General features: G+C 31.8%; 11 protein-coding genes. 6 read left to right on the plus strand and 5 right to left on the minus strand.

Annotated features, from left to right (window positions below; genetic code table 11):
* The first annotated feature begins 20 nt into the window (after positions 1 to 20).
* Entirely contained in the window at positions 21 to 2,327 is a 2,307-nt protein-coding gene (locus BUB70_RS09925) for a type IA DNA topoisomerase (protein ID WP_073121099.1), read from the plus strand.
* A 72-nt stretch (positions 2,328 to 2,399) separates the two neighbouring features.
* On the opposite strand, the gene BUB70_RS09930 is transcribed toward BUB70_RS09925, so the two are convergent.
* From BUB70_RS09930 to BUB70_RS09940, 3 genes are all read right to left on the minus strand, one after another.
* Positions 2,400 to 3,128 (minus strand): hypothetical protein, encoded by a 729-nt coding sequence (locus BUB70_RS09930; RefSeq protein WP_073121101.1) that lies wholly within the window; start codon positions 3,126 to 3,128, stop codon positions 2,400 to 2,402.
* A 97-nt stretch (positions 3,129 to 3,225) separates the two neighbouring features.
* On the minus strand, positions 3,226 to 3,735 hold the full coding sequence (locus BUB70_RS09935) for a hypothetical protein (RefSeq protein WP_073121102.1): 510 nt from the start codon (positions 3,733 to 3,735) through the stop codon (positions 3,226 to 3,228).
* A complete protein-coding gene (locus BUB70_RS09940; RefSeq protein WP_084730250.1) occupies positions 3,728 to 4,837 on the minus strand; it encodes a DNA alkylation repair protein in 1,110 nt (369 codons plus the stop codon). Before BUB70_RS09940 ends, BUB70_RS09935 begins: the two co-directional genes overlap by 8 nt.
* Before the next feature lie 55 nt (positions 4,838 to 4,892).
* On the opposite strand from BUB70_RS09940, the gene BUB70_RS09945 reads away from it, so the two are divergent.
* Positions 4,893 to 6,113, plus strand: a complete 1,221-nt coding sequence (locus tag BUB70_RS09945) for a glycosyltransferase (protein ID WP_073121104.1) — start codon at positions 4,893 to 4,895, stop codon at positions 6,111 to 6,113.
* Here the strand turns inward: BUB70_RS09945 and BUB70_RS09950 are convergent.
* Complete coding sequence (locus BUB70_RS09950; protein WP_084730251.1) at positions 6,110 to 7,060, minus strand: lipid A deacylase LpxR family protein; 951 nt, start codon at positions 7,058 to 7,060, stop codon at positions 6,110 to 6,112. The genes BUB70_RS09945 and BUB70_RS09950 overlap by 4 nt on opposite strands.
* A 114-nt stretch (positions 7,061 to 7,174) precedes the next feature.
* Here BUB70_RS09950 and ppk2 (BUB70_RS09955) point away from each other — a divergent pair, with 114 nt between their 5' ends.
* The 3 genes from ppk2 (BUB70_RS09955) to BUB70_RS09965 are packed head-to-tail and all read left to right on the plus strand — an operon-like array spanning position 7,175 to position 9,904.
* Positions 7,175 to 8,032, plus strand: a complete 858-nt coding sequence (ppk2, locus tag BUB70_RS09955; protein ID WP_073121107.1) for a polyphosphate kinase 2 — start codon at positions 7,175 to 7,177, stop codon at positions 8,030 to 8,032.
* A gap of 4 nt (positions 8,033 to 8,036) precedes the next feature.
* Positions 8,037 to 8,822: a polyphosphate kinase 2 gene (gene ppk2, locus BUB70_RS09960; protein WP_073121108.1), complete on the plus strand. Its 786-nt coding sequence runs from the start codon at positions 8,037 to 8,039 to the stop codon at positions 8,820 to 8,822.
* A 5-nt stretch (positions 8,823 to 8,827) separates the two neighbouring features.
* Positions 8,828 to 9,904 (plus strand): hypothetical protein, encoded by a 1,077-nt coding sequence (locus BUB70_RS09965; protein WP_073121110.1) that lies wholly within the window; start codon positions 8,828 to 8,830, stop codon positions 9,902 to 9,904.
* A gap of 57 nt (positions 9,905 to 9,961) precedes the next feature.
* Here the strand turns inward: BUB70_RS09965 and BUB70_RS09970 are convergent, their stop codons facing one another.
* Positions 9,962 to 11,170, minus strand: a complete 1,209-nt coding sequence (locus BUB70_RS09970; protein WP_073121111.1) for an RsmB/NOP family class I SAM-dependent RNA methyltransferase — start codon at positions 11,168 to 11,170, stop codon at positions 9,962 to 9,964.
* Between the two features lie 172 nt (positions 11,171 to 11,342).
* Between BUB70_RS09970 and recG the strand changes: the two genes are divergently transcribed.
* Complete coding sequence (gene recG, locus BUB70_RS09975; protein WP_073121112.1) at positions 11,343 to 13,442, plus strand: ATP-dependent DNA helicase RecG; 2,100 nt, start codon at positions 11,343 to 11,345, stop codon at positions 13,440 to 13,442.
* Positions 13,443 to 13,521: the final 79 nt, after the last annotated feature.

A 13,521-nucleotide genomic window follows, 5' to 3' on the forward strand; every position in this document is an offset into this window, starting at 1 on the left:
AAGATTATAAATTCACATCCATGAAAGTTTGCATTGCTGAAAAACCAAGTGTTGCCAAAGAAATAGCTGCTGTATTAGGAGCTAATCTTCGTTGTGATGGCTATTTTGAAGGAAATGGTTATCAGGTTACTTGGACATTTGGACATTTGTGCGGTTTGTATGCCCCGCATGAGTACAAGCCGCATTGGAAAAGTTGGAATTTAGATACGTTGCCGATGCTTCCAGAAAGATTTGAAGTTAAGGTGATGGAAGATAAAGGGGTTCAAAAACAGTTTAAAACCATTAAGTTTTTATTCGATAAGGCTGATGTGGTTATCAATTGTGGCGATGCCGGGCAAGAAGGAGAATTGATTCAGCGTTGGGTAATCAATCAAGCTGGTTATAAAGGGAAAGTAGAACGTTTATGGATTTCTTCTTTAACAACAGAAGCCATTAAAGAAGGTTTTGAAAAACTAATTCCCGCAGAAAAATATGATAATTTATACTATGCAGGAAGTTCAAGAGCTATTGGAGATTGGTTGTTGGGAATGAATGCGACTCGTTTGTATACGTTAAAATATGGGAGAGATAGACAAGTACTTTCTATAGGTAGGGTACAAACTCCTACTTTAGCCATGGTGGTAAAAAGATTTTTAGAAGTACAGAATTTTAAACCACAGCCTTATTGGGAAATTCAGACCACCTATAGAGATACTGTTTTTAACAATGAACAAGGACGTTACTTAAAAAAGGAAGATGGTGAACAGACCATGGAATTGATTAAGGATGAGCCTTTAGAGATTATTTCAGTAGAAAAAAAGAAAGGAAAAGAATACGCTCCAAAATTGTTCGATTTAACAGGATTACAGGTTTATTGTAATCAGAAATTTGGGTTCACAGCAGATGAAACTTTAAAGTTAACCCAAGGATTGTATGAGCAAAAAGTAGTTACTTATCCTCGTGTAGATACCACTTTTTTACCGAATGATGTGTATCCTAAAGTAAGAGGTATTTTATCAAAATTAACCAAATACGCAGCTTTAACAGAACCTGTTTTAGCTGAACCAAAGATTAAAAAATCGACCAAGGTTTTTAATGATAAAAAAGTAACAGATCACCATGCAATCATTCCAACTGGAGTAGAAATTCCTTTACATGCCAATGCACAAAAGGTGTACGATATTATTACTCGTAGGTTTATCGCTGTTTTTTATCCAGATAGTAATGTTTCTAATACCACGGTATTGGCCGAAGTAGCAAAAATAGGATTTAAAACCACAGGAAAAGAGGTGTTGTCTGAAGGTTGGCGAGTAGTGTTTAAAACTCCAGAACAAAATCAAGCAACAGCAAATAAAACCGATGAAGAAAACATCATGCCTACTTTTGTAAAAGGAGAATCAGGGCCTCATGAACCTTCTTTTTTAGAAAAAGAAACCAAGCCTCCAAAACAATATACCGAAGCTACTTTGTTACGTGCTATGGAAACGGCAGGTAAACAAGTAAAAGATGATGAGTTAAGAGATTTGATGAAAGAAAATGGTATAGGAAGACCCTCTACCAGAGCAAGTATTATAGAAACTTTATTCAAGCGTAATTATATAGAGCGTAATAAAAAACAATTGTTACCAACCTCCACAGGAATTCAGTTGATAGGAACCATTCAGAATAGATTATTAAAGTCGGCGAGGTTGACAGGGGAGTGGGAAAAGCAATTAAAAGATATTGAAAGAGGAACCTATCATGCAGGGACCTTTATTAAAAACATGAAAAAAATGGTTGATGATTTGGTGGTAGAGGTACGACTGTCTAATCACAAACCAATATTTATAGACCCTGTTTCTAAACAAGATGTTAGTCCTGCTAAAAAAGAAGTTAAAGGAGTAGTAGGCTCTACTTGTCCTAAATGTAAAGAAGGACATTTGTTAAAAGGAACCAAAGCTTACGGTTGTAGTAAATATAATGAGAATTGTGATTTTGTCCTTCCGTTTGAATTTAAAGGAAAGAAAATTTCGGACAATCAGTTGTTGAGGTTGATTAGCAAAGGAAGCACCGTAAACTTAAAAGGATTTACAACCGAAGAAGGTACTGTAGACGGATCTGTGACATTTAATGATGCCTATCATTTAACTTTAAAAACTAAAAAATCAACATCCAAAACAACTAAAGTACCTGATGTTTTAACTTGTCCCAAATGTAAAAAAGGAACCATCTTAAAAGGAAGTTCTGCTTATGGATGTTCAGAATATAAATCGGGATGTGATTTTAAAGTTGATTTTGCTACCATTAAAGAAAAAGCAGCAGGAAAAGAGTTGACCAAAGCTTTGGTTTGGGAGATATTAAATGCTTAAACTATAAAATAAAAGCATAGATGTTTTTATGTATAACATCTATGCTTTTACGGAAAAGTTACTTTTTATAAATTAATTAACTCTAGCCATAATATCTGTAATACTAGCGTTGTTTACAGGGTTTACTCTGGTTAATGAAAAATTTCCAAAATCATCAAAATTACCAGTTCCATTTAATGTACCTGCTTTTAGAATGTAATGATCTCCTTCTGATTTTTTTAAAGAACCTATAAGTTCTTCGTTTTTATAAACTTGATATTCGTCTTGAGTCCCTGTTTCTTTAAATAGATAATTTTGTCCTTTAAGCTCTAATATAAAAGAATTGCTGCTTGAAATGTTTTGTGCTGTTGTAGTCGTAGAAGTAATAGTACCTGTAAATTGATGTTCTTGAATATTTGGATCTTTTAAAGCTGCTCTTAAAGATTCGTAATAGGCAGGTTTAAATTCTTTAATTCTACTAACTCCTTCTATTGAGTTATGTACATTATTTCCATAACAATCGGTAAAAGAGATGATTACTTTAGTGGTTAAAAAACCAGATTTATCAGCATCTAAATTTAAAATATCACACGGATTTATATTTTTAGGAATGGTGTCTCCTTTAATAAAAACTGTAAAGTCATATTTAGTTAAATAGTCTTTTAGAATGGTGTTGATGCCGTATTGATTAGGACTTTTTTGAAGAGCAAGTTGTTTAGGAATAGAGATGTACTTGTATTTATTAAGTTTTTCTTGTGCATAAGAGCTTATGCTAAAAATGGCAATAAATAATAGTGTAATGTTAATTCTGAATGTATTCATGATTTTTTTTTATTTTAAAAAGCACACAATAATAGTGCCTGAGAGATTGACTAAATTTAATATTATTATTCGATAATTACATTAGATAAATATTTGATTATTTACCTGTTTTAATGATTTTTTTTACATTTTTTTGAATACCAGGTGATAGTGTTTCTAAATATTGATCTTGCGAAATAAAGGACATTTCCCCACTCAGTTCAGGATATTTCTGACAAGTTTTATGGATAAATTTAAAAGCAAGATATCTTACTGCTGGAGCTTTGGCTAAGTTTTCCCAAATAGACATACAAATGTCAAAAAGTTTTCCTTCTTGCTCATCATTTAGTTTCATTTTATCTAAAATTTTAATGGTTTCTCTTTGTTGTCCATCTTTTTGCTTGGGAATTTTTTCTATAAAATTTGAAATATAAGGAATGATACGAGAATCATTTTTAGAGGTGCAATGTGTTAAAATCCATGTTGCTCTCCAAGCCTGAGGCTGTTTGTTACTTAAAGCTACTTGAATAGCAGCAGTGTGTACTTCCTTTTGTTCTTGAAACAATTGAATTAGAAAATCTTTGTCTAAACGATTAGAAAGAATATTGTCTAGATTTAGGTTATTCATGTAAGTTAAATTCTATATAATCAAACTCTTTTCCATTGGCAATTATAGTAATTCTATGAATTCCAAAATGATATTTACGTGTGGTAATTGGTTTAAAATGTTGTTTACGTCTTATTTTATTGATGCTGTATGGAGAATAATTTTTTTGACTGATTTGAAAAACTTTTTTGGATAAATTTCCATTTTGCTTTAAGTAATACACAGCATACTCCAAACGAATAAGTGTTTCGGTTTTGCTATTGTTAATAATGTCAAAAGAAAAATGTAAATAATCTCCTAATCGGATATTATTGGAGTTTATTTTTACATTTTGAACGTCAATTTGTGCCGTGTTTCCAAATCCAAAAGCTTCCATAATTCTAGGTTCAGCTTGCTTTAGTAAATTTCTGTTGGCATGTTTTAAAGTCCAATCTGTTTTGTGGGTTTCCCCAATATGTTTTAGTGTAAAAGCGATGACTGTTTCTGGATGATCTTTAGAAATATCATTTAGATTATTGGCCACACTTTTGCGTACATAAACCATTTCATCATTCAGTAAGTTTTCTAAAATAGGTAATATAACTGATGGATTTTTTTTAAACTTAGGCAAAGCCATAGCCCATGGTAAACGTGGTCTGCAACCTTCGCTAGCCAATCTACGAATATGAAGATTTGGATGAAAAGACCATTCTAACATTTTAGCCATTACATATTTTGGATGGCTTATGATAAAAGGACGAACAGCAAACTCACAACTCACATAAGGCGTAATAGTTTCAAAGCTAGTAATACTTTCTACCAAATAATTTTGTCCAAACATTTCTACATAATCGGGTAAAAATAAATATTCAAAACCTCCAGGAATTTGATGTTTTTGTAATACTGGAATTAGTGATTTAATTTCATTAATAGCAATTCTAAAATCAGGATTTAGGTGATGGTATAAAGTTTTTGCAATGTGATGCATTCTATCTTTTAATTCCATTTGTTCCCAATCAGAAATAAAAATAGCCGCTAAAAACTTAGCTTTATCAAGCTGAGGTTTTACTTCTTCTAATGCGTTTAAAAAAGCATTGAAAAATTTTTGGTTGTATGCGTTTTTAAGAGGTTCCATGTTTGCCATAAATTTAAAGAAAGCAAATGAAAATGCTATGGATTCAATTCTATATTTTTGTTAAATGCAATCACTCTTAATTATTGGTTATGTTTGGCCTGAACCTACAGCAACTGCTGCGGGTAGCAGAATGTTACAAATTATTGAACAATTTCAATTGATGGGTTATAAGGTAACCTTTGCCAGTCCAGCCCAAAGGCCATCAACTGCTTTTGATTTAAACTATATTGAAGTTGAGCAAGAGACTATTTTATTAAATGATGTTTCTTTTGATGAATTTTTAAAAGAGTTAAATCCTACCGTTGTTCTGTTTGATCGGTTTATGATGGAAGAACAATTTGGTTGGAGGGTGTCAGAAATTTGTCCTGATACTATAAGAATGTTAGATTCGGAAGATTTACATTTTTTAAGAAAAGCAAGACAAGAAGCTGTTAAGAAAGGATTGGATTTACCGCAAGGGATTATATTTTCAGAAGATGCTAAAAGAGAAATTGCCAGTATTTATAGATGTGATGTAACGTTGACTATTTCGGAGTATGAAATGATTTATTTAAAAGAGGTGTATCAAATTCCAGAAACCATTTTGTGGTATTTACCTTTTTTGGTTCAGGTTGATAAAACTCCAACCCCTGTTTTTGAGGATAGACAAGATTTTTTATTCATTGGTAATTTTATTCACGCACCCAATTGGGATGCTGTTTTGCAATTAAAACAAGTGCTTTGGCCAAAAATAAAAAAGGAACTTCCCAAAGCAAAACTTCATATTTACGGAGGTTATCCATCAGATAAAGTATTTCAACTACATAATGCTAAAGATGGATTTATAGTGCATGGTAGGGCTGAAGAAGTTTCTAAAGTTATGCAACAAGCTAGGGTTTGTTTAGCCCCTATGAGATTTGGAGCAGGTTTAAAAGGAAAATTGATAGATGCGATGCAAAATAATACCCCTTTTATTACTACAGAAATTGGTGCAGAAGGAATGTTTGGAGATGTTTATATGGAGACTTCTGTAGCTTATGATGATGAAGATTTTGTTAAAAAAGCCATTCAGTTGTATACAGATGAAAATCTTTGGAATATTCAAATTAAAAAAGGGAAAGAGATTTTAAAAACAAGGTTTGATAAATCAATCTTTCAGAAAGAATTTTCAAAGAAACTGCAAAATTTAGTGTTAAATTTTAAAATATATAGGAATGAGAATTTTATAGGAAGTATGTTGCAACATCACACTTTAAAAAGTTCCATGTACCTATCTAAGTGGATTGCAGAGAAAAATAAGTCTTAAAACTTATAGCTAAACTGAATGCTTCCGTATCGGGTGATTTTAGTTCTCATTTCTTGTACATTTTTTGTGCAATAAATAATATGATAGCTAAAGTTTGTGTGTTTTGAGTTCCAATAAAATCCAAAATCATTTTGCCAAGTCCATGGTTCTATATGAAATTCCTTTTGTGTCGGATTTTTTTCTAACTCACCAGTAATGGTTTCATCTTTAATTTGATAGGTCGCAAAAGATTTTATACCAAAATAACTTTCTTTAATCCATTTTTCATCACCATATTGCAGGGCAGTACCAAAAAATGTGCTATTAGATATTGGAGCTAATTCCTTTTTTAAAAAATTAAATCGGATAGCAATTCCACTAGAAATATTGGTGAAAACATTATTTAGTTTTGCCGTGTTTATCCAAGATAATGAAAGAGGGAAGTTTTCTTTATAGAGAATACTGCGTGTATAATTGGCTAAAACTCCTATAGCATATTTTTCTTTTATTTGTGTATCCCATCCATTAGAAGGATCGATATTATAAAAGGTGTGAATAAAATTTTGAGCCCATTCTGCTCCGGATTTGGTATTGGTAACACCTACAGTAGCACCTAAAGTTAAAATGCTTTTTGTGTTGATTAAGTGTTCTGAATAATTGGCGTATAAATATCCAGCATAAGGCCTTTCTTGAAAAGTTACTTTAGTTACATCACTATCTTGGGGGTTGTATATGTTTTGACCAATTGTGAATTGTCTAATTTTTTTATTAAAAAAATCATAATTAGTACTGGTGGCTTGTTTGTAAAAAAGTTCTAGACCATTGGTGTAATATTCATCTAAATAAAAAGAAACATATAAGTCATTGTCATTAATCAATCCTATTTCATGTTTGGTTTGTGCGTGAGTGTTTGTTTTACACATGTAAAGACTAATAAACAGTAAAAAGAATATTTTATTAAAATTCATGAAAATAGCATCAAAAGTTGCTTAAAAGTACAATTATTAGCCTTGTTAAACTATGTTAAAAGCAGTGGAATATGTATATTTACTCGTCATAAAGATAAAAAATCCCCAAAAGATATGAATGAAAAAGAAATGCTAACAGCTGAAGATTTGGCTTCAGTAAGCACGAGGGCTGAGTTGGTACGCAAATTAGATGAAAAAGGAACGGATGTTTCTAATATTTTAAATAAAATAAAATACGAAGAAGAGCTTAAATTACTACAAATAGAATTGGTTAAGCTACAACAGTGGATTAAGAAAAATAACAAACGAGTAGCCATCATTTTTGAGGGAAGAGATGCAGCAGGAAAAGGAGGTGCTATCCGTAGGTTTATGGAACATCTAAATCCTCGTTCTTCTCGTTTAGTGGCTTTAAACAAACCTACAGATATAGAAAAAGGACAATGGTATTTTATGAGGTATATTAAGGAATTACCTAATCCTGGAGAAATTGTTTTTTTTGATCGTAGTTGGTATAATAGGGCTGTGGTAGAGCCTGTAATGGGATTTTGTACAGATGATCAATACAATACTTTTATGGCACAAGTTCCAGAATTTGAACATATGTTATATGAAGATGGATTAGTAATTATAAAATTCTGGTTGTCTATTTCTAAAAGTGAGCAATTGGCTCGTTTTGATTCTAGACAAGAAAATCCATTAAAGAGATGGAAATTTAGTCCTGTAGATAAAAAAGGACAAGAATTATGGAGTAGATATACCACATATAAAGAGCACATGTTTAGTAAAACGCATACTACTTATAGTCCTTGGGTGATTGTGAAAACCAATGATAAACAAGAAGCTAGGTTAGAAAGTATTAGATATGTTTTATCTAAGTTTGATTATGAAGGGAAAGAGCATGCTGTGGCAAATTTATTTCCTGACCCCAACGTTGTGATGCATTATTTTAGATCATCATACCAAATAGATTAATAGCATGGAGAATAATATAACACCAAACGATATTAAAAACTTAAATACCAAAAAAGGAATTCAAGCTTTGTTAATAGACAAAGAAGTGAATATTCAAAAAGCGGTAAGGAGTATTAATTATATAAAATCATTAAAAAAACTTCAAAAGGAGTTGATAAAAATGCACGAGGAGATTATTGAAAAAAATCAACGTGTGATTGTCGTTTTTGAAGGAAGAGATGCAGCAGGAAAAGGAGGAGCCATTCGTAGAATGACAGAACGTATCAACCCACGTCATTTTAGAATTGTAGCGTTACCCAAACCTACAGATGAAGAACGTTCACAATGGTATTTTCAGCGCTATATTAACAAATTTCCAAAAGCAGGAGAGATTGTTTTTTTTGACCGTAGTTGGTATAACCGTGCTGTGGTAGAACCTGTAAACGGATTTTGTACTCAAGAAGAATATGTTCGTTTTATGAACAATGTAAATGATTTTGAGCGTATGATTACCTCATCGGGAATTAAATTGGTAAAAATATATATGTCCATCACCAAAGATGAACAAGCCAAACGTTTTGAAGAAATAAAAACCAACCCATTAAAACAATGGAAAATTACTCCTGTTGATGAAAAAGCTCAGGAATTATGGGATGAGTACACTAAGTATAAAAATGTAATGTTTACCAATACCAATACAGATTATGCTCCATGGAAAATTATTAAAGCCAATAGAAAAACTTTTGCAAGGGTAAATGCTATTAAGTATTTATTATCTAAAATACCATATGATAAGAACAGAGAAGTATAAAATATATGGATAACCCTGAATACGAAAAAATATCTAAGAAAAAGCCAACATATCCAATACAGCCTTTTTTTAGTCATTACTTATCAAAGTATAACAGAAATGCCCTAATTCCTGTTTTTTACGATGATTTGCTTCGTTTTTCAGGAGCAATTGAGGTGTATGATGAAAATGGAGATGATACGCTTTGGGTACGAGTTTATTACCCAGAACACGAAAGAACAACTATTGATAGAGATTTAAAAAAAGTATACTCTATTTTACATGGTGATGGTTCTGATACATCAGTTCCTTTTTTAAATATTGATGCGGTTGATTATTGTACGTTTGGAAATTCAAAGCCTTTTAGAATTAAGGTAAGGAATATCTTAAATGACAATTATACCTATATGTATGTAAAAAAAGCAGATGCCTCTAGGGTTTATGGTTTAGAACTAGAGCATTTGTTATCGCCTAACAGGATTAACTTTTTGGTATATAAAGAAACTTTAATTGAAGATCATATTTCAGGAATTCCAGGTGATACTTTTATAGAAGCAGGTTTAGATGCTTATTCTATTAGAACTCAAAAACAGATCGCCAAAGAGTATGTAAAGTTTAATGAACGTTGTATTGTACGTTTGTTAGGAGATATGAGGGCGTATAATTATGTAATTGTTCCTACACATGATTTTGACCAAGTCCGTTATAGAATCAGAGCGATTGATTTTGATCAGCAATGTTATGAAGGACGATTGAGAGTCTATATGCCTCAGTTTTTAAAAGAAAATTATTTATATGTAGAAATGGTTCATAACAATTTAAGACCAGAATCTATAGAGCAATATAAACAAGAGGAAAGATCTACCATTGCTAAAAGAATTTTACTTGGGAAAAAGAGAATTCAAGAGTTGTTAAATTGTATGTTAAAAGATAGAATTTCCTCAGACGAAAAGGTAGCACAGTTAAAAAAAGATTTATTTGATTATACTAAGGATGAGGCTTTTAATAAGTGTAACTGCATGGGAGAAATTTTAGAAACAGCTTTTAAATACTTAATTAGGCATTATCAGGATGTAAATCATTTTAATGATATAAAATATTAGAGACAAAAAAACTCCATGAATTTCATGGAGTTTTTTTTGTTTATAATTAGGTGAATTTTAACTAATTCTTTCTAATAAGGCCATATAAAAACCATCGTAGCCAGAAACAGAAGCCAATACTTTTTTGTCTTTTATCAATTTAAAATTTTCATTTTTTTCTAAAAATTTAGCTACTTGCTCTTGATTTTCAGAAGGTAAAATAGAACAAGTGGCATATACTACTTTTCCACCTACTTTGGCAATTTTAGTATAACGCTCTAAAATATCAGCTTGAGTTGCTTTAATATTGTCAATAAACTCAGGTTGTAATTTCCATTTACTATCAGGATTACGTTTTAGAACCCCCAATCCAGAACAAGGAGCATCAATTAAAACTCTATCCGCAGTATTGTATAGCTTTTTAATGGTTTTAGTTGATTCAATTTTTTTAGTAGTAATATTAAAAGCACCTGCACGTTTTGCACGTTTTTTTAACTCAATTAATTTACCACCATATATATCAGTCGCAATAATAGATCCCTTATTTTCCATTAAAGCAGCAATATGCAAGGTTTTTCCTCCGGCACCAGCACAAGTGTCTACTACCCTCATTCCTGGTTCTATTTCTAAAAACTCAGCAACTAATTGAGAAGAGGCATCTTGCATTTCAAACATTCCACTTTTAAAAGCTTGGGTTACAAAAACATTTTTACGCTCATCTAACTCTAAAGCAGAGGGATATCCTTTAATAGGTTTTGTAATAATATCATCTTTAGCTAATAAATCTTGTAATTGTTTTTTAGTAGCTCTTAAGGTATTCACTCTTAAAATAGCAGATGCAGGAATGTTTTGTGCTTTTAATTCAGCCGTCCATTTCTTTTCTCCCAATTCTTTTAAACATAAGTCGTCCATCCAATCTGGAATAGATTGTGAAATAGCTCTGTTACTTTGTAGTTCATCAAACTTTCCTTTAATTCTTCTTACAGGTGTTTCTTCAAAGTATTTCCAATCTGGTAAATCAATCCCACGTAATACTGCCCAAACAGCAAAAATTTTCCAAAGATTTTCTCTAGAATAATGATTTTTTGTTCCTGCAATTTCGTTATACAAACGTTTCCATCGTACAATTTCATAAATGGTTTCGGCAACAAATTTTCTATCTCTTGCTCCCCAACGCAAGTCTTTCTTTAAGGCTTTTTGTACTACTTTATCAGCGTATTCTTTTTTGTTAAAAATATCCTCTAAAGAATCTATAACGGTAAATACTAAATTTCTATGAAGTCTCATGTATTGTGAACTATTTGGCAGCAAAGTTACGTGTTTTTTACCTAGTGCATCAAAGAAATTTAATTTCTGTTAGGAAAGGCTATAATTTTAAGCTCAGGTCTTTTTTTTATACTATAAAAAGCGGTATAAACGCTGTTTTACTTTTGTTTAAAGTAGTAGATTTGTGAAATCTATGTTTGATTTTGATACAAATATTACTTACTTAACAGGAATTGGGCCTGCCAAAGCATTAATGCTCCAAAAAGAAATGGGGGTTTTTAATGCAAATCAGTTATTGAATCTATTTCCAAACCGATATGTAGATAAATCAAAGATGTTTACTATTCGTGAATTGCAGGCAGGAAACACCGAAGTACAGATCAAAGGAATAGTGACAGATTTAAAAGAAGTAAAACAAAAGAGAGGTTCTCGTTTGGTAGCTACTTTTAAAGATGAAACAGGGAGTATGGAACTGATTTGGTTTAGGGTTAATAGATGGCTAAAGACCAGTATAAAGATTAACGAACCATATGTGATTTTTGGAAAGCTCAATTTTTTTAATGGAACTTTTAGCATGCCTCATCCAGATATGGAATTAGAGGTAAATTATAAAAAGAATTTTATAGCAGGTTTACAGGCTATTTATCCATCTACCGAGAAAATGAGTGCCAAAGGCTTTAATAATAAAGTGATGTCTAAGGCGATTCAACATTTAATTAAAGAAGCTTATCCTTTTATTCAGGAAACCTTGTCTCAAGAAATATTAGATGAATATCAATTGTTAAGCAAAAAAGAAGCTTTATTACATATTCATTTTCCTAAAAATCAAGAGTATTTAGCTAGGGCTCAAAAACGATTAAAGTTTGAAGAGTTTTTCTTTATTCAAACCCAACTCATCAGAAACAAACTGGTGAGAAAAGACAAAATAAAAGGATTTGTGTTTGGACAAGTAGGCGATTATTTTAATGATTTTTACAAATCAGGTTTAAAGTTTGATTTGACCAACGCTCAAAAAAGAGTATTGAAAGAAATCAGAGCAGATATGGCTAGTGGTGCGCATATGAATCGATTGCTGCAAGGAGATGTGGGAGCAGGAAAAACCATTGTGGCTTTGTTAACTATTTTAATTGCCTTGGATAATAATTTCCAAACAGCCATGTTAGCTCCCACAGAAATTTTAGCCACACAGCATTTTCAAGCGGTATCAGAATTGGTGACTCCATTTAATATTTCTGTAAAATTACTAACAGGATCCACTAGAACCAAAGAACGTAGAATCATTCATGAAAGTTTAGAAGATGGTTCTTTGCAAATTTTAATAGGAACTCATGCCATTCTAGAAGATAAAGTGGTATTTAAAAATTTAGGCTTGGCCATTATTGATGAACAACATAGATTTGGAGTGGCTCAACGTTCTAAAATGTGGATGAAAAACACTTTGCCACCTCATGTATTAATTATGACGGCAACGCCTATTCCGAGAACTTTGGCTATGAGTGCGTATGGTGATTTAGATGTTTCTATGATTGATGAATTACCACCAGGAAGAAAACCTATTCAAACCGTACATAGATTTGATAGTGCTCGTTTGCGAGTCTTTAAATTTATGCGTGATGAAATTGAAAAAGGAAGACAAATTTACGTGGTGTATCCTTTGATAGAAGAATCTGAAGCCATGGATTATAAAGATTTACAAGATGGATATGAGAGTATTCAACGTGAATTTCCTCTCCCAAAATACAGAATTAGTATTGTACATGGAAAAATGAAACCTGCTGATAAGGAATTAGAAATGCAGCGTTTTGTAAAAGGGGAAACACAAATAATGGTGGCCACTACAGTCATAGAAGTTGGGGTAAATGTTCCCAATGCTTCCGTAATGATTATAGAAAGCGCAGAACGTTTTGGTTTGTCTCAATTACATCAGTTAAGAGGACGAGTAGGACGTGGAGCCGATCAGAGTTATTGTATTTTAATGTCTGGCGTAAAATTATCTAATGATTCTAAAACTCGTTTGGAAACTATGGTAAGAACCAGTGATGGATTTGAAATTGCAGAGGTAGATTTAAAACTCCGTGGTCCAGGAAATTTAATGGGTACGCAACAAAGCGGTGTGTTAAACTTAAAAATTGCTGATTTGGTAAGAGATTCTAAAGAATTACACATGGCAAGAAATACAGCTTTGGAAGTGTTAAGAGAAGATCCTAATTTGACTTTAACTAAAAATTTACCTATCAAAAAAGCTTATCAGCAAATACATAAAAGAACTAGTATTTGGGCGAATATTTCTTAAGGATTAAAAGATACAAATTATTGAGCATTGTAAATTGCACATTGCTAATTGAAATCGTAAATTTGCGCACTTAAAACAG

The organism is Wenyingzhuangia marina, from assembly GCF_900130035.1.
Lineage (GTDB): Bacteria > Bacteroidota > Bacteroidia > Flavobacteriales > Flavobacteriaceae > Wenyingzhuangia > Wenyingzhuangia marina.

What these genes read in the sequence shown, in the direction of transcription:
- BUB70_RS09930 (WP_073121101.1), bottom strand. Translation starts at nt 3,128, where the DNA reads ATGAATACATTCAGAATTAACATTACACTATTATTTATTGCCATTTTT.
- BUB70_RS09935 (WP_073121102.1), bottom strand. Translation starts at nt 3,735, where the DNA reads ATGAATAACCTAAATCTAGACAATATTCTTTCTAATCGTTTAGACAAA.
- BUB70_RS09925 (WP_073121099.1), top strand. Translation starts at nt 21, where the DNA reads ATGAAAGTTTGCATTGCTGAAAAACCAAGTGTTGCCAAAGAAATAGCT.
- recG (WP_073121112.1), top strand. Translation starts at nt 11,343, where the DNA reads ATGTTTGATTTTGATACAAATATTACTTACTTAACAGGAATTGGGCCT.
- BUB70_RS09970 (WP_073121111.1), bottom strand. Translation starts at nt 11,170, where the DNA reads ATGAGACTTCATAGAAATTTAGTATTTACCGTTATAGATTCTTTAGAG.
- ppk2 (WP_073121108.1), top strand. Translation starts at nt 8,037, where the DNA reads ATGGAGAATAATATAACACCAAACGATATTAAAAACTTAAATACCAAA.
- BUB70_RS09965 (WP_073121110.1), top strand. Translation starts at nt 8,828, where the DNA reads ATGGATAACCCTGAATACGAAAAAATATCTAAGAAAAAGCCAACATAT.
- BUB70_RS09945 (WP_073121104.1), top strand. Translation starts at nt 4,893, where the DNA reads ATGCAATCACTCTTAATTATTGGTTATGTTTGGCCTGAACCTACAGCA.
- ppk2 (WP_073121107.1), top strand. Translation starts at nt 7,175, where the DNA reads ATGAATGAAAAAGAAATGCTAACAGCTGAAGATTTGGCTTCAGTAAGC.
- BUB70_RS09940 (WP_084730250.1), bottom strand. Translation starts at nt 4,837, where the DNA reads ATGGCAAACATGGAACCTCTTAAAAACGCATACAACCAAAAATTTTTC.
- BUB70_RS09950 (WP_084730251.1), bottom strand. Translation starts at nt 7,060, where the DNA reads ATGAATTTTAATAAAATATTCTTTTTACTGTTTATTAGTCTTTACATG.